Origin of the sequence: Streptomyces sp. NPDC048288 (assembly GCF_043201555.1) — a bacterium.
Lineage (GTDB): Bacteria > Actinomycetota > Actinomycetes > Streptomycetales > Streptomycetaceae > Streptomyces.
In genome coordinates this window covers 1-18,117 of sequence record NZ_JBICZD010000026.1, presented here as the reverse complement: position 1 = coordinate 18,117, position 18,117 = coordinate 1, and the positions used below count along the sequence as shown (strand labels likewise).

At 68.4% G+C, this 18,117-nt stretch carries 19 protein-coding genes and 3 pseudogenes; 12 read left to right on the top strand and 10 right to left on the bottom strand.

Features of this window, described 5'->3' with window-relative positions; all coding sequences use genetic code 11:
• Positions 1 to 25: 25 nt before the first annotated feature.
• Genes ACGFZS_RS48280 through cysN form a run of 6 tightly spaced genes read left to right on the top strand, consistent with a single transcriptional unit; the run spans position 26 to position 6,867 of the window.
• Positions 26 to 898 (top strand): SDR family NAD(P)-dependent oxidoreductase, encoded by an 873-nt coding sequence (locus ACGFZS_RS48280; RefSeq protein WP_393800581.1) that lies wholly within the window; start codon positions 26 to 28, stop codon positions 896 to 898.
• Positions 899 to 911: 13 nt separating this feature from the next.
• Positions 912 to 1,685, top strand: coding sequence for an SDR family NAD(P)-dependent oxidoreductase (locus ACGFZS_RS48275; protein ID WP_393800580.1), 774 nt, complete (start codon positions 912 to 914; stop codon positions 1,683 to 1,685).
• A 57-nt stretch (positions 1,686 to 1,742) separates the two neighbouring features.
• Positions 1,743 to 2,900: a sulfotransferase family protein gene (locus ACGFZS_RS48270; protein ID WP_393800579.1), complete on the top strand. Its 1,158-nt coding sequence runs from the start codon at positions 1,743 to 1,745 to the stop codon at positions 2,898 to 2,900.
• A gap of 18 nt (positions 2,901 to 2,918) precedes the next feature.
• Complete coding sequence (locus ACGFZS_RS48265) at positions 2,919 to 4,031, top strand: hypothetical protein (RefSeq protein ID WP_393800578.1); 1,113 nt, start codon at positions 2,919 to 2,921, stop codon at positions 4,029 to 4,031.
• Positions 4,028 to 4,930, top strand: coding sequence for a sulfate adenylyltransferase subunit CysD (cysD, locus tag ACGFZS_RS48260; RefSeq protein ID WP_393800577.1), 903 nt, complete (start codon positions 4,028 to 4,030; stop codon positions 4,928 to 4,930). Before ACGFZS_RS48265 ends, cysD begins: the two co-directional genes overlap by 4 nt.
• Positions 4,930 to 6,867 (top strand): sulfate adenylyltransferase subunit CysN, encoded by a 1,938-nt coding sequence (gene cysN / locus ACGFZS_RS48255; protein WP_393800576.1) that lies wholly within the window; start codon positions 4,930 to 4,932, stop codon positions 6,865 to 6,867. The genes cysD and cysN overlap by 1 nt, the downstream gene beginning before the upstream one ends.
• 37 nt (positions 6,868 to 6,904) lie before the next feature.
• Here cysN and ACGFZS_RS48250 read toward each other — a convergent pair whose 3' ends face one another.
• Both ACGFZS_RS48250 and ACGFZS_RS48245 read right to left on the bottom strand, forming a co-directional pair.
• Positions 6,905 to 7,045: a hypothetical protein gene (locus ACGFZS_RS48250; protein ID WP_393800575.1), complete on the bottom strand. Its 141-nt coding sequence runs from the start codon at positions 7,043 to 7,045 to the stop codon at positions 6,905 to 6,907.
• Between the two features lie 60 nt (positions 7,046 to 7,105).
• Complete coding sequence (locus tag ACGFZS_RS48245) at positions 7,106 to 7,285, bottom strand: hypothetical protein (protein ID WP_393800574.1); 180 nt, start codon at positions 7,283 to 7,285, stop codon at positions 7,106 to 7,108.
• A gap of 99 nt (positions 7,286 to 7,384) precedes the next feature.
• Between ACGFZS_RS48245 and ACGFZS_RS48240 the strand changes: the two genes are divergently transcribed.
• Together ACGFZS_RS48240 and ACGFZS_RS48235 are read left to right on the top strand one after the other, a co-directional pair.
• Positions 7,385 to 7,954: a hypothetical protein gene (locus ACGFZS_RS48240; protein WP_393800573.1), complete on the top strand. Its 570-nt coding sequence runs from the start codon at positions 7,385 to 7,387 to the stop codon at positions 7,952 to 7,954.
• Positions 7,955 to 8,460: 506 nt separating this feature from the next.
• Positions 8,461 to 9,057 (top strand): hypothetical protein, encoded by a 597-nt coding sequence (locus tag ACGFZS_RS48235; protein ID WP_393800572.1) that lies wholly within the window; start codon positions 8,461 to 8,463, stop codon positions 9,055 to 9,057.
• 919 nt (positions 9,058 to 9,976) lie between these two features.
• Here ACGFZS_RS48235 and ACGFZS_RS48230 read toward each other — a convergent pair.
• Both ACGFZS_RS48230 and ACGFZS_RS48225 read right to left on the bottom strand, forming a co-directional pair.
• Positions 9,977 to 10,177, bottom strand: a pseudogene (locus ACGFZS_RS48230) (integrase); the annotation flags it as partial.
• 27 nt (positions 10,178 to 10,204) lie between these two features.
• Positions 10,205 to 10,585, bottom strand: a complete 381-nt coding sequence (locus ACGFZS_RS48225) for a DUF6221 family protein (RefSeq protein ID WP_393800571.1) — start codon at positions 10,583 to 10,585, stop codon at positions 10,205 to 10,207.
• Between the two features lie 94 nt (positions 10,586 to 10,679).
• Between ACGFZS_RS48225 and ACGFZS_RS48220 the strand changes: the two are divergent.
• Positions 10,680 to 10,946 (top strand): annotated as a pseudogene (locus ACGFZS_RS48220) (transposase family protein); the annotation flags it as partial.
• Here ACGFZS_RS48220 and ACGFZS_RS48215 read toward each other — a convergent pair.
• Positions 10,875 to 11,666, bottom strand: a complete 792-nt coding sequence (locus ACGFZS_RS48215; protein WP_393800570.1) for an SDR family NAD(P)-dependent oxidoreductase — start codon at positions 11,664 to 11,666, stop codon at positions 10,875 to 10,877. The pseudogene ACGFZS_RS48220 and the gene ACGFZS_RS48215 sit on opposite strands and share 72 nt — an antisense overlap.
• A gap of 87 nt (positions 11,667 to 11,753) precedes the next feature.
• On the bottom strand, positions 11,754 to 12,545 hold the full coding sequence (locus ACGFZS_RS48210; protein ID WP_393800569.1) for an SDR family NAD(P)-dependent oxidoreductase: 792 nt from the start codon (positions 12,543 to 12,545) through the stop codon (positions 11,754 to 11,756).
• Between the two features lie 86 nt (positions 12,546 to 12,631).
• Between ACGFZS_RS48210 and ACGFZS_RS48205 the strand changes: the two genes are divergently transcribed.
• On the top strand, positions 12,632 to 13,483 hold the full coding sequence (locus tag ACGFZS_RS48205; protein ID WP_393800568.1) for a helix-turn-helix transcriptional regulator: 852 nt from the start codon (positions 12,632 to 12,634) through the stop codon (positions 13,481 to 13,483).
• An 823-nt stretch (positions 13,484 to 14,306) separates the two neighbouring features.
• A pseudogene (locus ACGFZS_RS48200) lies at positions 14,307 to 14,438 on the top strand (IS5/IS1182 family transposase); the annotation flags it as partial.
• A gap of 136 nt (positions 14,439 to 14,574) precedes the next feature.
• Here ACGFZS_RS48200 and ACGFZS_RS48195 read toward each other — a convergent pair.
• Positions 14,575 to 15,447 carry an aldo/keto reductase family oxidoreductase gene (locus ACGFZS_RS48195; RefSeq protein ID WP_393800567.1) on the bottom strand — a complete coding sequence of 291 codons (873 nt, stop codon included), beginning with the start codon at positions 15,445 to 15,447 and terminating at the stop codon, positions 14,575 to 14,577.
• 144 nt (positions 15,448 to 15,591) lie between these two features.
• On the opposite strand from ACGFZS_RS48195, the gene ACGFZS_RS48190 reads away from it, so the two are divergent.
• On the top strand, positions 15,592 to 16,026 hold the full coding sequence (locus tag ACGFZS_RS48190) for a winged helix-turn-helix transcriptional regulator (RefSeq protein WP_393800566.1): 435 nt from the start codon (positions 15,592 to 15,594) through the stop codon (positions 16,024 to 16,026).
• Between the two features lie 615 nt (positions 16,027 to 16,641).
• Here ACGFZS_RS48190 and ACGFZS_RS48185 read toward each other — a convergent pair.
• The 3 genes from ACGFZS_RS48185 to ACGFZS_RS48175 all read right to left on the bottom strand — a co-directional run bounded on the left by ACGFZS_RS48185 (position 16,642) and on the right by ACGFZS_RS48175 (position 17,685).
• Entirely contained in the window at positions 16,642 to 16,791 is a 150-nt protein-coding gene (locus ACGFZS_RS48185; protein WP_393800565.1) for a hypothetical protein, read from the bottom strand.
• A gap of 66 nt (positions 16,792 to 16,857) precedes the next feature.
• A complete protein-coding gene (locus tag ACGFZS_RS48180) occupies positions 16,858 to 17,184 on the bottom strand; it encodes a hypothetical protein (RefSeq protein WP_393800626.1) in 327 nt (108 codons plus the stop codon).
• 90 nt (positions 17,185 to 17,274) lie between these two features.
• Complete coding sequence (locus ACGFZS_RS48175) at positions 17,275 to 17,685, bottom strand: hypothetical protein (RefSeq protein WP_393800564.1); 411 nt, start codon at positions 17,683 to 17,685, stop codon at positions 17,275 to 17,277.
• Between the last annotated feature and the right edge of the window lie 432 nt (positions 17,686 to 18,117).

The following is an 18,117-nucleotide window of genomic DNA, read 5'->3' as shown; positions in this document are numbered from 1 at the left end:
AGACCACACAGCAGAAAGGGACTCCGTGAACGCCCAAGAGCCGCACTGGGACAGTGTCATGGGCATGGACCGCCTGCCCACCCACATCATCGACAAGTCCGTCCCCGAACTCCTCGACCTCACCGGACGCAAGGCCATCGTGACGGGCGCCGGCGGCGACGGGCTGGGGCAGGCCACCGCGCATCGGCTCGCCGGCTGCGGCGCCGATGTCGCCCTCATCGGGCGAACGCTGGAGAAGGTGGAGCGGAGGGCAGCGGAGGTCGAGAAGAAGTGGGGGGTACGGACCGTCCCGATCCTCGCCGACCTGTCGGACTGGGACGAGGTGCACCGTGCGGTGCGCGAGAGCAAGGACGCGCTCGGCGGCCTCGACATCATGGTGAACAACCCGGTGATGTCCGTCGCGGGCGCCTTCGAGCAGCACACCAAGGCGGAGATCGACATGACCGTCCTCGGCAGTCTCTCCATGGTGATGTACGGCGCCCACGCGGCGCTGGAGCACATGGTGCCGCAGGGCCGCGGCCGCATCATCAACATCAGCGCGGTCGGCGGCCGTGTCCAGCAGAAGGGTCTGACCACGTACTGCGCCTGCAAGGCGGGCGTCATCGGCTTCACCCGCAACCTGGCCCACGAGTTCGCGCCCCGTGGCATCAACGTCCTCGGAGTCGCCCCCGGCATCATGGTCAAACCGGACATGCGGCGCTACGTCGCCGAGCCCCGCGACGACCGGGAGCGCGCCGCCCGCACCTCCATCGCCACCTCGCTGGAGCGGTATGTGCAGCTCGGCCGGGTGGGGCTCCCCGAGGAGGTGGCCAACATGGTCGCCTATCTCGCCTCCGAGGCGGCCGACTACATGTGCGGCCAGACCATCGACGTCGCCGGCGGAATCTGGATGGGCTGAGAGGGCCGACACGATGCGCGGACTGGAAGGCAAGACGATCATCGTCGCCGGTGGCGCCACCGGCATCGGGGCCGGGGCGGCGATCCGGCTCGCCGAGGAAGGCGCCCGCGTCGTCGTCGGCGACATCAACCTGCCCGGCGCCGAGGCGACCGCCGAGCGCGCGGCGAAGGCCGGCGGTGAGGCCGTCGCGATCCCCTTCGACCTCGCCGACGAGGCGACGGTGGCGGCCCTCGTCGAGACGGCGATCCGTGAATTCGGCGCGGTCCACGGCCTGTTCAACGTCGGCGCCGACCTGTCCCCCGGCAACCTCGGCCGGGACAGGACGATCCTCGACACCGATCTGACCGTCTGGCAGCGCACCCTGGACGTCAACGTCCTCGGGTTCGTCCGCACCACCCGTGCCGTACTGCCCCACCTGCTGGATCACGGTGGCGGGAGCATCGTCAACACCTCCTCCGGTGCGGCCGTCAGCAGCGGAGACCCGTGGCGTCCCGCCTACGCCGCCTCGAAGGCCGCCGTGAACTCCCTCACCCGGCACATCGCGGTCAACTGGGGCCGGCAGGGCGTGCGGTGCAACGGGGTGATGCCCGGGCTCGTCATGGGCGAGCTGCAGCGCGAACAGAACGACGTCGCACTGCAGAAGCGCTTCCTCGACGAGGTGCCCACCACCCGGCTGGGTCGCCCCGGGGACCTCGCCGCGACCGTCGCGTTCCTGCTCTCCGACGACGCCGAATGGATCAACGGCCAGGTCTGGGCCGTCGACGGCGGCGCCAACATGCGCGCCTGAAGCGGGGGTTGCGGCTCCCGTCCGTCCTCCCACCCGCCCGACTCCGAAGGGCCCACCATGTCACCGCACGACGAACTGCTGAGCGCTGCCCGCGAACAGACCGGCCTCGACGACTTCGGCGACGACTCCTTCCGTGAGGGCCTCGAACTCCTCGTCCGCGACCTCCGGGACCACGCGCGCCTCAACTCCACCGGTCAGCGCTCCATCCCCGCACTCCTCGTCCAGCTGCTCGGCCAGCGTCTCCAGATCGAGGGCTGGTACCGACGCCATCCGGAGATCGACGACGAGCCGGTCACCGCGCCGCTCATCGGCATCGGCCTTCCGCGCACCGGCTCCACCGCCCTCTCCTTCCTCCTCGCCGAGGACCCGAACGCCCGCTCCCTGCGCCGCTGGGAGGCGAACGAGCCCTGCCCGCCGCCCGGCACCGTACAAGGTGAGGACCCTCGCATCGAGACCGGCAAGGCGCAGATCGCCGAGATCACGCGGCTGTCACCGCGCACCCTCTCCATGGTCCCCGGCAGCCCCACCGGCCCGATGGAGTGCCTGCCCCTGCTCGGCCTGTCGTTCGCCTCCCACTACTTCCAGGCCTTCGCCCAGGTGCCGAACTACTCCCGCTGGCTCCTGCACGACGCCGACCTCTCGGCTGCCTACGCCTACGAGCGACGCGTCCTCAAACTGCTGCAGTGGCGCCGCCCGGCCAAGCCCTGGCGGCTGAAGACCCCGTCCCACCTGCTCTGGCTCGATCACCTCGACACCGCGTTCCCCGACGCGCGCTTCGTGTGGACCCACCGCGACCCGGCCGCCGTCATCGTCTCCGTGGCCGACCTGTGCACGGAGGTCGCCGGCCGCTTCAGCGACGATGTCGACCCGAAGGCCATGGGAGCGCTCAACGTGGAGCACTGGTCCACCGGCATGGCCCGCGCCCTCGCCTTCCGCGAGAAGTCCGAGGCACGCGGCGCGGACCGCTTCCATGACATCGACTTCCGCGCGATGCAGCAGGACCCCGTCGCCGAGGTGCGCCGTCTGTACGCCTGGCTCGGCGAACCGGTCACCGAGGCCTTCGCCGACGGCATGGCGGCCTGGTGGGAGGAATCCGCCGCCCACCGGGAGCGGGCGGGGCACCCCGAGCCCGCCGCCTTCGGCATCGAACCGGACCGCATCGCACCGCTCTTCGCCGACTACACCGCCCGTATCCCCCAGTGGACCCGGCACTGAGCCGAGAGGACTCCCGTCATGGCCATCGACCTCACCGGCGGACTGCCCGACACCCGCGAGGATGTCTTCGCCGACGTCCCCGTGGACCCCGAGATGCGCGACTCCGTGAGCATGTGGATCTCCGACGACCGTGGCGAGATCGGCCTGCCCCGGTTCGCCATCGAGGCCTACGCGCCGCAGTGGGAGGCGCACGGCATCCAGTTGAACCTCGCCCTCCCCGACGGCCGGGTCTACCGGCTGCGCGAGACCGGCAAGACCCACCCGGCGCTCGACGAGCAGGGCCGGCCGAGGATCATCGGGGCGGGTCCACTCGCCTTCCGCTGCGTGGACCCGTTCCGCCTGTGGACCGCCGACTTCCGGGGCACGGCCGTGCGCACCACGACCGCCGACCTCGTCGAAGGCCGGCACGACGGCCCCCGGGCCGAGGTGGAGTTCCACATCGAGGCCCGCCCCGCCGTACCGCCGTGGATCCAGGGCGCCCTGCTGCCCGACGCCGCCGAGAAGCTCACGACCGGCGTCGAGCAGGGCTTCATGGGCGGACCCCGCTACGAACAACTGGTCCGCGCCACCGGCTCGGTACGTGTCGAGGGCGAGGAGCACGCCTTCACCGGCAGCGGACTGCGCATCCGCCGCCAGGGAGTACGGCAACTCGCCGGGTTCTGGGGCCACTGCTGGCAGTCGGCACTCTTCCCCGACGGCCGCGCGTTCGGCTACATCACCTACCCGCCGAGCCCCGACGGAAGCCCCACCTACAACGAGGGTTTCGTCTTCGACGGCGACGGTGCGCTCGTCCCGGCCCGCGTGGTCCGGGCACCCTTCCTGCGTACCCTGCGCGATCGGGGCGAGGACGTGTCCGTCGTCCTGGAGACCACCGACGGCCGTACCGTCCGGATCGAGGCCGAGACCGCGTTCTCCGCCCACGACACCGCCTTGCGCCCGACCATGCCCGGCTTCCCCGTCCTGCATCAGTCCGGCGTCCGTTACCGCTGGGACGGCAGCGAGACCTACGGCATGATGGAGCGCTCGACCGTGCGCGAGGCCATCGAGTGGCCGCACGGCGTGGACGCCCAACTACGCGATTCCGCAGCGGAGTTCTCTGTCGGCGACTACCGCCCCGGGAACACGCCGTGACGGCACTCGGCCATCTGGAGCGCCTGGAGGCGGAGAGCATCCACATCCTGCGCGAGGCCGTCGCGGAGAGCGAACACCCGGTGCTCATGTACTCCGTCGGCAAGGACAGCACCGTCCTGCTGCATCTGGCGCGCAAGGCTTTCCACCCCGCTCCGCCGCCGTTCCCGCTCCTGCACGTCGACACCACGTGGAAGTTCCGGGCCATGTACGCCTTCCGGGACAAGGCCGCGGCCGAGTCCGGCATGGAACTCATCGTCCACCGCAACCCCTACTGCATGGCACAGGGCATCAACCCCTTCGACCACGGCTCCGCCACACACACCGACCTGTGGAAGACCGAAGGGCTCAAACAGGCCCTGGACCAGTACAAGTTCGACCTCGCCTTCGGCGGAGCCCGGCGCGATGAGGAGAAGTCACGCGCCAAGGAACGCGTCTTCTCCATCCGTTCCGCCCGTCACCACTGGGATCCCAAGGACCAGCGCCCGGAACTGTGGCGGCTCTACAACGCCGCCCGCCGCCCCGGCCAGAGCGTCCGGGTCTTCCCCCTCTCCGACTGGACCGAACTCGACGTCTGGCTCTACATCCACCGCGAGAACATCCCCGTCGTCCCGCTGTACTTCGCCGCTCCCCGGCCCGTGGTCGAACGCGACGGCGCCCTGATCATGGTCGACGACGACCGGATGCCCCTGCGCCCCGGCGAGCGGCCCCGGACGCGCTCCGTGCGCTTCCGCACGCTCGGCTGCTATCCGCTCACCGGCGCCGTCGAGAGCCGCGCGAAGACCGTCACGGAAATCATCCAGGAGATGCTCCTGACCACCAGCTCGGAGCGGCAGGGACGGGCCATCGACCACGACGCGGCGGGCTCGATGGAGAAGAAGAAGCAGGAAGGGTACTTCTGATGGCTCACCGACCGCCGGGGACAGACCTCGCCGCGTCCGACATCGACGCCTACCTGCGCCGGCACGAGGAGAAGTCGCTGCTGCGCTTCCTGACCTGCGGCAGCGTCGACGACGGCAAGAGCACGCTCATCGGGCGCCTGCTCTACGACTCCAAGCTGATCTTCTCCGACCACCTCGCGGCCCTGGAGAGCGACTCGCGCACCGCGGGCACCCAGGGCGGCGCACTCGACCTCGCCCTGCTCGTCGACGGCCTGGCGGCCGAGCGGGAGCAGGGCATCACCATCGACGTGGCCTACCGCTTCTTCACCACCGAGCGCCGCAAGTTCATCGTGGCCGACACCCCCGGGCACGAGCAGTACACGCGCAACATGGTGACCGGCGCCTCCACCGCCGACCTCGCCGTCATCCTCGTCGACGCCCGCAAGGGAATCCTGACCCAGACCCGCCGGCACAGCCATCTCGTCGCGCTGCTCGGAATCCGCCATGTCGTCCTCGCCGTCAACAAGCTGGACCTCGTCGGTTACGACCGCGAGGTCTTCGAGTCGATCGCGGACGACTACCGGCGCTTCGCGGCGGGCATCGGCCTGACCGACGTCCAGTGCATCCCGGTCTCCGCCCTGAGCGGCGACAACATCACCGAACTCAGCCCAACCACACCGTGGTTCAGCGGCCCCACGCTCATCGGGCACCTCGAATCCGTGGACGTCGACAGCTCCGCCGCCGGTGGTCCCTTCCGGCTGCCGGTCCAGTGGGTGAGCCGCCCGCACCTCGACTTCCGGGGCTTCTGCGGCAGGATCGCCGGTGGCGGCGTACGCGTCGGAGACCGCGTCCGGGTGCTCCCCTCGGGCCGGGAGAGCACGGTCGCGCGCATCGTGACGGCCGACGGCGACCTCGGCACCGCCACCGCGGGTCAGTCCATCACCCTCACGCTCGACGACGAGATCGACGTCAGCCGTGGCGACGTCATCGCGTCCGCGTCCCAACCCCCGGAAGTCGCCGACCAGTTCGAGTGCCACCTCGTATGGATGAGCCCGGAGCCCATGCTCCCGGGCCGCCCATATCTGCTGAAGCTGGGGACGCGCCTCGTCGGCGCGAACGTCTCCCGCCCCAAATACAAGATCAACGTCGACACCCTGGAACGGACGGCAACCCGCACCCTCGCGCTCAACGACATCGGCGTGTGCACTCTCGCCCTCGACCGGCCCGTCCCCTTCGACCCCTACACCGACAACCGCGAGATGGGCGGCTTCGTCCTCATCGACCGCGTCACCCGCAACACCATAGGCGCCGGCCTGCTGCGCTTCGCGCTAAGGCGGGCGCACAACATCCACTGGCAGCACACCGAGGTGACCCGCTCGGCCCGTGCGGAGCGCAAGGGCCAACGGCCGGCAGTCGTCTGGTTCACCGGACTGTCCGGCGCCGGCAAGTCGACCATCGCCGATCTGGTCGAACGCCGCCTGCACGACGAAGGGTTCCACACCTTTCTCCTCGACGGTGACAACCTGCGGCATGGTCTGTGCCACGACCTCGGATTCACCGACGCGGACCGCGTCGAGAACATCCGGCGTGCCGCCGAGGTCGCCCGGCTGATGACGGACGCGGGCCTCATCGTCCTCGCCTCGTTCATCTCCCCGTTCCGCGCCGAACGCGACCTGGTCCGCTCCCTGCTCCCGGACGGCGAATTCATCGAGATCCACGTCGACACACCGCTAGCGGTCGCCGAGTCCCGCGACCCCAAGGGCCTCTACACCAAGGCCCGCCGCGGCGAACTCCCCCACTTCACCGGCATCGACTCCCCCTACGAGACACCGCACCACCCGGAGCTGCGACTCGACGCAAGTGGCCCGCTCCCTCCCGAGACACTGGCCACCTGCGTCGTCGACTACCTGCGCGCGGCTGGACGCCTCGGCGCCTCGGAACCGACCGACAACAACTGACCAAGGTCGTTCCGCAGTCGCGAACCGCACCACAACGTCACTGGTAGTAAGTGCTCGAATCGTCGATCGGGAGGATCTCGTCCAGCCGACGCATCAGCGCGTGCCGGGCGCTCCCGGCCGCAGTGCCGCGCCGTAGCGTCATCAGCCGGACGCGGTCACCGTTCGCGGTGAACCCCACAGCGGCCGCCCTCAATGTCTGGCGAGCTCTGTGCAGTTCCATGCAGGACGATTCGCGCGACTACGTCGGCGTGGGCGGACCGTGCTGATTGACGGCGCTCGCGGCGATGTGCAGGAAGGCAGTCAGTTCCCCGACGAATACGGTCGGCCTGCGGCGGTGGACGATGCTGATCCGGCGGGCCGGGATATGCCCTTGCAGGTCGTGGACCGAGACGCGGCTGTGGTCGGCACCAGCGAGCACGCTCTCGCAGCTTCCTCTCAGACCTCAAGGCTTGGCCTGGTGGGCGTCGACTTGCTTCACTGGAAGGCGCATTAGGGGTCCATCCCGAAGGGGGAGCGCATGTCCGACTTAGAGGAAGCCGCAGCCGCATTCGCGCGCCGGCAGCTCCAAGCCGCCGAATCCGAAGCAACCCGTAATGCCGAGGCAGAACGAGCAGAGCAGCAGGACGCCGCGCTCCTGCGTGAGCGGGCCCGAGAGTTTTTCGTCTTCGCCCACGGCCATGGAGCCAGCCTGATGCGCCGCTACGACGCTCACGCGAGTCGGCACAGTGTCGGCGACTACCGTTACACCCGTACCGGTGAGATGTGCGTTGCTGCAGCCGCCTTCAGCCGCATCGGGACCCGCGGTCTGGGCTGGGCCGTCACCTCCGACGGCAAGATCTATCAGGGTGCGAGCGCCTGTCAGCGGGGCGATGTGCGCAACGCATGGCGGAAGGGCATCCGCGACAACGTCTTCGTCGCTGTGGACACACATCGTCACCAAAAGTATGGGCACAGCAGCTACACCAGAATGAATCCCGCCTTTGTGGCTGCCGCAGCAGCACTGCTCACCCCTGTCTCCGTGAGTCCCCATTTCCCGAAGGTGGTGACTGGCGTTCAGCCCGACGGATCAATCGGGTACATGGTGTAAGCGAACAGGGCAGAGGAGCAGGCTCGGCGTAAGCCGCGCGGTGCCCGGTTCGTGGCGAACCGCCAGCTCAACGGCGCTCCCGGAACAGACCATGGAGTTCTCTACGCCTCGCGGGCATCCGCAGGTCGGACCCGAGGAAGTCCCGGACCTGCTTGAGCGGCCGGCCGCACCATCGCCGCAGGAGCGGGGAGCAGCTGGCCAAGCCGTCGCCCGGCAGGCAGCGTGGGGACCATCCCCGCGCCCGTGGGGGTTCCCATTCCGTACGCCGAGGCCCGGTTCTCCCGAGGCTGCGACGAATTGACAAGTAGCTCTCAGCGGTCAAACGGATCGTACTCGTTGAAGCTTCATGCTCCGTCACGTTTTAATCACCAGATCCCCACAACTCTTACAGCGCTCTCACCTGCACCGTTACGGTCATCCCTCCACGAACACCTCAGGGGGGACTTATGTCGTACAACCAGCCGCCGCCACAGGGGCCTTCTTGGGGGCAGGTGCCGCCGCCCCCGATGCCGCCGCAGATGCCGGTCCAGCCGGACGGCCGCCCGAAGTGGGCCCGCAAGAGGATCGTCATCCCCGCCGCCGTGCTGCTGTTCTTCATCGGTGTCGGCATCGGCTCCTCCGGCAGCGACCAGAAGACGACCGCCGACGCCAAGCCGGCGCCGCGGGCCACCGTCACCGAGACCGCCAAGGCCAAGGCCGAGCCCGCGCCGACGGTGACCGTCACGAAGACCGCGAAGGCCAAGGTGGCCAAGGCCACGCCGAAGAAGGCCGACAGCGACACGAGCGGCACGGTGGACGCCGCCGGCAAGGTCGTGTTCAAGGTGTGGGGCACCGCGCCGGCCGGCGCGCTCGGCGGCCTCGACATCACCTACGGCTCCGACACGGACAACCGCAAGGGCACATTCCGGAACGGCAAGTTCCAGGCGACCCTGCAGCTGAAGGATGACGCCATGTACTTCAACGTGATGGCGCAGCTTCAGGGTTCGGGCGACATCAGCTGCAGTGTGACCGTGGACGGTGAGACGAAGACCGCGCACGCCTCGGGCGGCTACAACATATGCAACGCGCAGCTCAGCAGCGACTTCCTCGGCGGCTGGAGCTAGACACGACAAACAGCGCCCCCACTCCCCCGCCCGGAGGCGGCAGGCGCAGGGGCGCTGTCACGTGGGCTGGTCGTCAGAATCGAGTTCGCGGGCGGCTTCTCTTCGCCGGGCGCGTTTCTCCCGACCCCGCTGGGTCTTCTTGTTGACGGCTCCGTCGCGGCAATCCGGTCCGGCACGACCGTGGCGGCGCGGCAAGTCACGCTCGGCCAGGTGGAGCGAGGCGGCGTGCCAGGAGTCCGCTAGCGGCGCCACAACGCACTGACGCGCCAGTCAACAGGATTACGGACGTTCAGGATTCCGATCCGACCGCACCCGCCGCCGGTTACCGTGCGCACCGTGCGCGGCAGCGGGCCTCAACGGACCAGAGACACGTGCTAGTGCCGCATCAACCAAGGTTCGCCCTGTAGCACCGCGCCATTCGAAGAGGGCAACGATGCCCGTCTCCGAGGCCAACCGGCCTCAGGAGGCTCCTCTGTCTCGCCGCTGTCGCCGCAGGGCAGCTACCAGGAATTCGCCTTCTGGCATTGCTTCTCGGCCGGTCCCTTACCTCCGATCCGGGCGCACGCACGCTGGCTAATGTCCGCCCTCACAGATCCACGACCAAGATCCGGACCATACGCGGACCAAAATCCGCCGGCTCCTCCGCGAATCACGCATCCACCCTGCTCAAGGGCATGCAACGGCTGTACCACCAGCAGACCAAGAACCTACTCGTGTCGTACTCGCCGAAGAAACTGGGCTTCTTCTAGACGCACGTGAAAAGGGCGCCTGAACTGGGAAATCACCCGTCAGGCGCCCTTCTCGGCAACGGCCTCAGACAGCAAAGCGAAGCGATGCCTTGCTCCCGATCTGCCCCACCGATGCCCCAGCGTTTCCCACCTGGTCCGGAATCCTTCCGGACCATCGACTCCTCGATCAACTAGTTGGCATGGTCTCGGGTCCCGGCCAGGAACTTCGCGTAGCAGCGGAAGAGAACCTGGATGCTCTGGCCCGCCCTGCGAGCGCACTCGGCGGGATCCATACCGGAGGCCGGCCAGAAGGAAATTCCGGCGTGGCGCAGGTCGTAGGGCCGCTTGGCGAGGTTCAGCGCGTGCTCGTCCAAGGTGAGTGTGGCTTCCCTAGGGCTGTCCCGCAAACGATCTCCCTCTCAGGGTCGTCGCGGGTAGTCAGGGTGATCGGCGTAGGGCGAGGCGAGGTCGAGCAGGTCGTCGCATGGCCAGGTCTCGCCGTCGTACTGGCAGTCATCGCGGTTGTCCCACGGCATTTCCGGGTCACCCGTAGCCGGACTGAGTACATGGCGGGCGAGCACGCGTCGCTTGGCTTCGACCTCCCGCAGAACGCGAGCCGGGTCATGCAACGCCACATGTATGGCGATCGTAGAGTGGAAGCCGGGAAGCTCTCCCTGGCAGAAGTCGACTGTGTGCCCGTGAGCGGTCCACTCCCCGCAACCGTCACCGTCACAGCGCCGGGCCAGCTCGGCCTCCTCATCCAGGCGTGCTTGGAGGAACGTCACCAGGTCTTGGCTCATGGGGTCATCCTCGATGATGCGCCGAGGCAGGTCGCCTGATTTCCATGGTGCAGGCAAGGCTCGGCCGACTGGCCGACAGTGGAACGATCTTGCCGTGGCTGGTGTGATCACGGCGTCGGAACCGTCCTGGACAGCCCCGTTCACCGGGCTGAGCGAGCGCACGTTCGGCAAGTTGGTGGGGCAGCTGCGACGAGAGGGTGTGGACAGGCCGGACCGGGGCCGGCCGTGGAAGCTGCCGCTGGAGGACCGGGTGCTGCTGGTGGCTGTGTGGGGGCGGAGGAATCTCACGCTACGGCAGCCGGCCCCGCTGTTCGGGGTGTCGAAGTCGGCGGTCGCCCGCGTGCTTCCCCACCTTGGGCCGAAGCCGGGAAGCTGAGGTCGGCCGCCGTTCACTACGGCCGACCGTAGCAGCGTGACCACTCCCCTCTCGCCGGAGCGGCGGGCCAGCTTGCCGGTGAAGGACTCGGCTGCGTCCGCGACGTCGTCGGCCGTTCCCCTGCGCGAGCCGAGGGGGCTGGCGTTCTGCACGAGCCGGCGGAGCGGGGCGTCGACCTTGCTCTCGGTGAAGTAGCCCGCGCCGTCCGTCACGGTCGGAACGACTACGTTGACCGTGACCCCTCGTTCGCCGATCTCCTGGGCACGCATTCCGGCCAGGAAGCTCGCGGGCAGCTTGCTGGAGGTGCAGAGGCCGAAGCCGGCGGTCGGGCGGAGGGTGGAGGGTGGAGGGTGGAACTGGAGCCGATGTGGACGAGTCGTATTCGGCTTCCGTGACGTCCAGCACCGGGCCGAGGCCCTCGTCAAGGCCGGCGTTCGCCATGACGATGTCCAGCCGGCCGAACCGGCTGCGCGCCGTGTCCAGGAGCGCCTCGATGTCGTCCGGCTTCGGCACGTACGCCTGAACGGCGATGGCCTTGGGGCCCGCGTCTTCGATCGCCGCGACCGTTGCTGCGGCGCCGGACGCGCCCCGCGCGTAGTTGACCATCGCGCTTGCGCCGAGGCGGCCCTGGCGGATCGCGACCGCCTGCCCGATCCCCCGGCCGGCGCCGGTGACGACGGCTGCCTTGCCCGTGAGATCCGTCATGGCTGATTCCCCTGCGCTCCTCGTTTTCGGCGTCCCGCCGCTTCCGTGCGGGTGCGGGAGCGGCCCGGGGTCCGGGCCGCTCCTGTTTCAGGCGCCGGCGCCGCCGTCGACGGGGACGATCGCGCCGGTCACGTACGAGGCTCGGTCGCTGAGCAGCCACGCGGCGGCCTCGGCGATCTCCCGGGGCTCGCCCATCCGGCCCATCGGGATCCTGGCGCTCATCCCTTCGATGATTCCGGGAGTCGCCGCTTCCCATTCGTCGATCATTTCGGTGGCGGTGCCGCCGGGGGTGATGCCGTTCACCCGGATGTTGGCGGGAGCCAGATCGACCGCGGCGGTCTCGGTGAGGCTGTTGAGTGCGCGCTTCATTGCCCCGTAGGCGGGCAGGCCGGAATTGGCGCGGCGGCTACCGATGCTGGAGGTGTTGACGATGGCCCCGCCGCCGCCCTGCCGCATGAGCGCGACCTCGGCGTTCATGGCGGTCCAGTGCGAGCGGAAGTTCACGGTGAACTGCTCGTCGATGTCCTCATCGCTGGTGGCGTCGACCGGACCGGGCCGCTGGATCACGGCGCCGTTGTTGAAGGCACCGTCCAGTCGGCCGTGCAGTTCCTCGACACGGTCGACCGCAGCGCGGATGCTCGCACGGTCGGCCAGATCCAGGGTGACGGCGTCGGCGACGCCGCCGTCCGCGCGGATCTCCTTCACCAGGCGGTCGAGGGCGTCGGTGCTGCGGGCGGCGAGCACGACCGCGGCGCCCTCGGCGGCGAAGAGCCGGGCCGCGGCCGCGCCGATGCCGCGGCTGGCGCCGGTGATGAAGACGACCTTGCCGCTGAGCAGGCCGACGGGTGCGCTGTCGATGGTGTGCGTGTTGTTCGTCATGAGACCCAGCGTCCGGCCGGCCCCGGACCGGATACAGGCACAGGCTGTACCAGGATCCGCCGCGGCGCCTCGCGCACACTGGGCGTATGGACAAGCAGGAACTCGGGGTGTTCCTCCGCAGCCGCCGCGAGCGGCTCCGCCCGCAGGACGTCGGCCTCCCCACCGGACCGCGTCGCCGCACACCAGGTCTTCGCCGCGAGGAAGTGGCCGTCCTCGCGCACATCTCCACCGAGTACTACATCCGCCTCGAACAGGGCAGGGCGCCACGCCCCTCAGGCGACGTCCTGGCCGCGATCGCGGGCGCGCTGCGGCTCACCGACGCCGAATCCGCCCACCTGCACGTCCTCGCGGGCACCGCGCCGAACCGCACCGGGCTCCACCGGCGCGACGTCCGCCCCAGCATCCACGCGCTCCTGCAGCGGCTGCCGCAGACGGCCGGCTTCGTGATGTCCGCCGCGTGCGAGGTCCTCGCCTGGAACGACCTCGCCGCCGCGCTCATGGAGGACTTCGCCGCGCTGGCCCCCACGGACCGTAACCTCGCACGCCGGGCCTTCCCCGGCCCGCAGCGCACCGATACGGCGCTCTACGGGATCTCCGACGCCGCCGACTTCCGGCTGGGCGTCGTGATGCAGCTCCACGTCACCCTCGCCCGCTACCCCACCGATCCCACGGTGACCGGCCTCGTCAACGAACTCCGCGACACCAGCCCCGACTTCGCTCGGCTCTGGGAACGACACGACGTGCAGGCCGCGCCGATGCTCACTAAGACCTTCCGCCACCCGACCGTCGGCGACGTCACCGTCGACTGCGACACCCTCACGCTCACCGACCGCGACCAGTACCTCGTGCTCTTCACCGCTCCGCCGGGATCCCCTGGCGCCGAGGCCCTCGCCCTGCTGAACGTCCTGGGAGCAGAGGCCAGTCACTACCCGCGGTAGCGCCGCAGCCGACCGCCGCGAGCACCGAAGCCGACACGACAGGGGCGACGTGCATGTTGGACGGCGGTTTGATGCCACGGTGCACGATGCCGACCGCGTGCAGGTCGGCCGACGTTCCGCCGTCGGCGTAGGTCATGACGAAGTACGGCCGTCGGAGAAGTACGGCAACTGGCGAGGTGTCCATAGCCAGCTGCGGACGGGGGCTGTCGACGGCACCTGGATGCGGGTGTTCACCGCCCTGGTGGCCCAGGCCGACGCGACGAGGATCTCGACTGGGCCGTCTCGATGGACTCCACGATCGTACGTGCTCACCAGCACGCGGCCGGGGCCTGCAGAAGGGAGCCCCGGCCGGCGCACCGGACGACCATGTCATCGGCCGGTTCCGCAGGGGACCGACAACAAAGATCCACCCCGCTGCCGAGGCCCGCTGCCGACCCCTCGCGTTCGTTCTCACCGCAGGCCAGACCGGTGACGCGCCTGCCTTCGGGGATGTCGTGGTCCGCCTGCGCGTACCCCGTAGGCGAGGGCGACCACGCACCAGGCCGGACCTGGTCCTGGCCGACAAGACACCCCATCAGCCGTCCGTGGTCCCAGCCCTGCCCAGAGTCCTCGCTCTCGTGAAGAGCTCGAAGGCTCTGGCCAATTGGGAGGTGGCTCCGGGAACGGCTCGAATCACGGCACGGTACGGCGACAGGAGTCGACATGGCAGGGGCCTGAACCGCGTCCGTCTTGTCGAAGCACTCCTCGCGCCGCGTATATCCCAGACGTCTCGCTCTGGCCCCTGCCCGGACTGACCCAACGGCCAACCCACAGTGCCTATTAGGCGTACTCCTCCCCCGCGATCCGCGAGCACCTGCGCAAGCGCGGCATCCGGGCAGTGATCCCCGTCGCCGCTGACCTACGCGGACACCGGCTTCGCCGCGGCAGCCCAAGTGTTGGGCCACCGGCGCCGGATTGCACATCGCGGACGTCTCCTTCTGGTCCGCCCGACGACCCGAACGAGTCTGCCTGGGCTGACTGGGCGAACTCCTCGCCGCCTATAGGGAGAACGAAGTGGCCGTTGACACTGTCCTCGGTCGATGACCTGTCGTTCAGCGGCCGATGCTGTTCAGTTCGCCCAGATCTTCGTCTGCGAGGGAGAGACGGGCGCCTGCGATGTTCTCGTAGAGGTGGGCGGTGGACGAAGTACCGGGGATGAGCAGGATGTTCGGTGAGCGTTGCACCAGCCAGGCCAGCGCGATCGACATGGGCGTCGCCCCCAGTCGGTTCGCGACCTGCGAGAGGGCCTCGGACTGGAGCGGCGTGAAGCCTCCCAGGGGGAAGAACGGCACGTAGGCGATGCCGTCGGCGGCGAGGTGGTCCACGAGGTCGTCGTCGTGGCGGTGGGCGAGGTTGTACATGTTCTGCACGCACACGATCGGGGCGATGCCGCGCGCCTCGGCGACCTGCTCCGCGGTGACATTGCTGACGCCGAGGTGGCGGATCAGGCCCTCGTTCTGAAGGTCGACGAGCGTCTCGAATGCTTCGGTGATCGAGCAGGGCCGGGGGCCTTGAGCGTCGCCCATGCGCATGTTGACCAGGTCGAGGGTCTCGACGCCGAGGGATTCGAGGTTCTCATGGACCTGTTTGCGCAGGTCTTCGGGGCGCCGGGCCGTGGGCCAGCCGCCCTGCGCGTCGCGGGTCGCACCCACTTTGGTGGCGATGAACAGCGGCTCCGGGTAGGGGTGCAGCGCTTCACGGATCAACTCATTGGTGACGCGCGGTCCGTAGGCGTCGCTGGTGTCGATGTGGGTGATCCCGAGGTTGACCGCCGTGCGCAGCACGGCCAGGGCACCGTCGTGGTCCGCGGGCGGCCCCATGACCCACGGGCCGGCGAGCTGCATTGCGCCGTAGCCGAACCGGGTGACGGAGGAGTCACCCAGCGTCCAGGTTCCGCCGGGAAGGGGTGCGGAGGGCGTGTTCATCGTGGCGCCTTTCACTTCGTGCCAGGGGTTTCGTGCCAGGGGTGGTGTCTCCAGCCCCCTTGCACCAGTGTTGGAGAGGAACTTCATGTCGGGAAGTAGGCACCCTGAGGTGCGTAACGACCCAGAAGGTGAGAGGCGAGATCAGTGACGACGACGAGGGCCGACAAGAAGGCGCAGGCCAAGGCGGAATACAACGCGTTCCTGGCGGTGTGCCCCAGCCGCCAGCTCCTTGACCGGATCTCGGACAAGTGGGTCGTCCTGATCCTGTGCGCACTGGGCGGTGACGCACCCGAGCGGCCCGGCGCGTCCCATGCCCCCAAGGCGATGCGGTACTCCGAGCTCGCCCGGCTACTGGCCGGCGTCAGCCAGAAGATGTTGACCCAGACCCTACGGGCTCTCGAACGCGACGGCCTGCTCATCCGTACCGTGACCCCCACGGTCCCCGTCACGGTCACGTACGAGCTGACCGACCTCGGCCTCTCACTCCACCACCTGACACGCGGGCTCAGGCAGTGGGCCCAGACCCACATGGGACAAGTCCTCGTCAATCGCGAGAGTCACGACGCACGAGCTTCCTAGCGCGGACAGCGTTCTCCGTCGCTGCCGCGGGCTGAGTGGACGTCAAGTCCCATCTTCCTTTCTTCCTTTCTTCCTTGGTTCGTGATCACTCGAGCCGTACCCCAGCCACTTGCCGGACGAGCGGTGGGCATTGATCGAGCCGATGATCACAGCCTGGAAGCAGGACAGGGTGGCACGGTCGGCGACCGGAGATCCCGGGTCCTGCGATCTGCGGGGTCGGGAACGTGATCTTCTGCAAGAACCGGACGGGCCGTCAGCAGTGCTGTCCGCCCCACGACTTCCCGGCCTGGTCAGCGGTGTTCTACTGCTTCGGCCTGTGGCGCGAAGACGGTCTTGACCAGCGGGTCCGGGAACTCCTGCACTGCCAGGTACGGGAGAGGGCCCGGCAATCGGATGACCCGTCCCTGGTGATCATCGGCACCCAGTCCGTCCGCGCGGTCGCGGGTGTCCCGAAGGCCGCGACGGGACTGGACGCCACGCCGGCAAGAACATGCCGGCAAAAAGGGGTCGGGGCGCAAGCGGGGACCGGCCCTCGACGCTCCGGGGCTGGTCATCGGCGTCGTGGTGCCGGCCGCTTCCGGCCATGACAACGCCGCCGGCACCACCCCCCCTCGATCAGGCGGCCGAGCGGTGCGGGATGCGTCTGGAGAAGGCCCTGGCGGACCAGGGCTTCAAGGACGAGATCCTCATCCACGGCGCCCTGCTGGACATCGACGTCGAGGTCAGGTTGATCTTGGTCGACGACTCGTCTACCAGGAGCTTCACATTTTCACGCACGCGGAGCCTTGCTGCCGTGCGACCTGACCTGGGCCGGGGGCTTCGCATCGGTCTTCAGAGTGCAGGAAGCGGAAGCGTCACCCGTCGTCCCAGACCGCATTCCTCGGCCTCGTCGTTACTGACGAACGCAACTGCTCCCGCAGGGACGCCGGGCAGCGTGGCCACGCGGGACGCCACTGCCAGGAGATCCCTCTCGCCGGCTCCGGTGACGAAGAAGACGTAGACGTTCCCGTCCTCGTCTCCCTCATCGAATACTTCCACGTCACCCTGGTCTTCGAGATCGGACAGGAAGTCCTCGACCTCCTCGATCCAGGGAAACGGGTAGGAACCGTCCAGCGGGTCGGGCGTCGGCAGCAACGGCACGTGGATCTCAACAACCATGGTGGGCACGGATGCATCCTGCCCTCAGTGCCTCCACCAGGCTCAACCGGGGGCGAGCCGAGTCAGCAGTCATGCTGAGGTGGAAAGGGCTCAGTAGCCGAACTTCCACAAGTTAGTGCCGTTGGGGTTGCAGCCGGTCGCATGGGCATCACCGTTCCCGTCGGCATAAAGGCACCAATGCGCCCCGTACGACCAGTCCGGGTCCTTGAGTTGGAACTTGTCCCAGCTCGACCCTACTGCTTCCCAGATCTGCTGTTGATAGTACGGGTCAGTGGAAGGGAAGTACACCTGAGTGAACGGGGTGGTTTGCGCCCACCAGAGGTATCTCCCGGTCGCCACATTGTAAATTTTGACCTGGCCGTAATTTACGTGACTGTCGTAGACGATGACCCATTTCTGATAATTGTTTCCCTCTTGGCAGGGGTTTGTGTAAAGATCCCCAGCCGCGTTGCTGTCCAGGCATACGCCGTAGTTCCAGTTGCGTATGAAGTTCGGCCCCATGGTCGACCACGCCGATGCCGGGCTGGCGCTGAAGAGCGAGAACGCCAGGGAGAAGGCCAGGGCGAGAGAGCCTGCCTACCCGCGACGCGCGAAACTCCCGGAAACCCGGGGTTCCGACTCCGTCGCTTCACCCTCCGGAGCCTTGCCCGGCCTCCAGGTTTTGAACATGACCAACTCCATTATTTGGACTTTTTATTTCACATGCGGCCGACCTGTCAGCGGGTCCGAATCGTTGTCCTGAAGGATCAAAAACGGTGACGCCATACCCACTGGCTGCCGCGGGTCACGATGCTGGCAGATGTGATCAGCCGTTTCGGCCGTGTGGGCCGTTCGCCGGCTAAGACGCCATTTCAGTTGGCGTGATCTTGCGGCAGTCTGGGGTGATGACTGCTGCGCTTGTCGAGCGGATGGCGCCGGAAGAGCTGTGGACGT

Excerpts from the sequence above, each read along its gene's own strand:
- ACGFZS_RS48275 (WP_393800580.1), top strand. The coding sequence starts at position 912 with ATGCGCGGACTGGAAGGCAAGACGATCATCGTCGCCGGTGGCGCCACC.
- ACGFZS_RS48270 (WP_393800579.1), top strand. The coding sequence starts at position 1,743 with ATGTCACCGCACGACGAACTGCTGAGCGCTGCCCGCGAACAGACCGGC.
- ACGFZS_RS48265 (WP_393800578.1), top strand. The coding sequence starts at position 2,919 with ATGGCCATCGACCTCACCGGCGGACTGCCCGACACCCGCGAGGATGTC.
- cysN (WP_393800576.1), top strand. The coding sequence starts at position 4,930 with ATGGCTCACCGACCGCCGGGGACAGACCTCGCCGCGTCCGACATCGAC.
- ACGFZS_RS48240 (WP_393800573.1), top strand. The coding sequence starts at position 7,385 with ATGTCCGACTTAGAGGAAGCCGCAGCCGCATTCGCGCGCCGGCAGCTC.
- ACGFZS_RS48235 (WP_393800572.1), top strand. The coding sequence starts at position 8,461 with ATGCCGCCGCAGATGCCGGTCCAGCCGGACGGCCGCCCGAAGTGGGCC.
- ACGFZS_RS48225 (WP_393800571.1), bottom strand. The coding sequence starts at position 10,585 with ATGAGCCAAGACCTGGTGACGTTCCTCCAAGCACGCCTGGATGAGGAG.
- ACGFZS_RS48215 (WP_393800570.1), bottom strand. The coding sequence starts at position 11,666 with ATGACGGATCTCACGGGCAAGGCAGCCGTCGTCACCGGCGCCGGCCGG.
- ACGFZS_RS48210 (WP_393800569.1), bottom strand. The coding sequence starts at position 12,545 with ATGACGAACAACACGCACACCATCGACAGCGCACCCGTCGGCCTGCTC.
- ACGFZS_RS48205 (WP_393800568.1), top strand. The coding sequence starts at position 12,632 with ATGGACAAGCAGGAACTCGGGGTGTTCCTCCGCAGCCGCCGCGAGCGG.
- ACGFZS_RS48195 (WP_393800567.1), bottom strand. The coding sequence starts at position 15,447 with ATGAACACGCCCTCCGCACCCCTTCCCGGCGGAACCTGGACGCTGGGT.
- ACGFZS_RS48180 (WP_393800626.1), bottom strand. The coding sequence starts at position 17,184 with ATGGTTGTTGAGATCCACGTGCCGTTGCTGCCGACGCCCGACCCGCTG.
- ACGFZS_RS48175 (WP_393800564.1), bottom strand. The coding sequence starts at position 17,685 with ATGGGGCCGAACTTCATACGCAACTGGAACTACGGCGTATGCCTGGAC.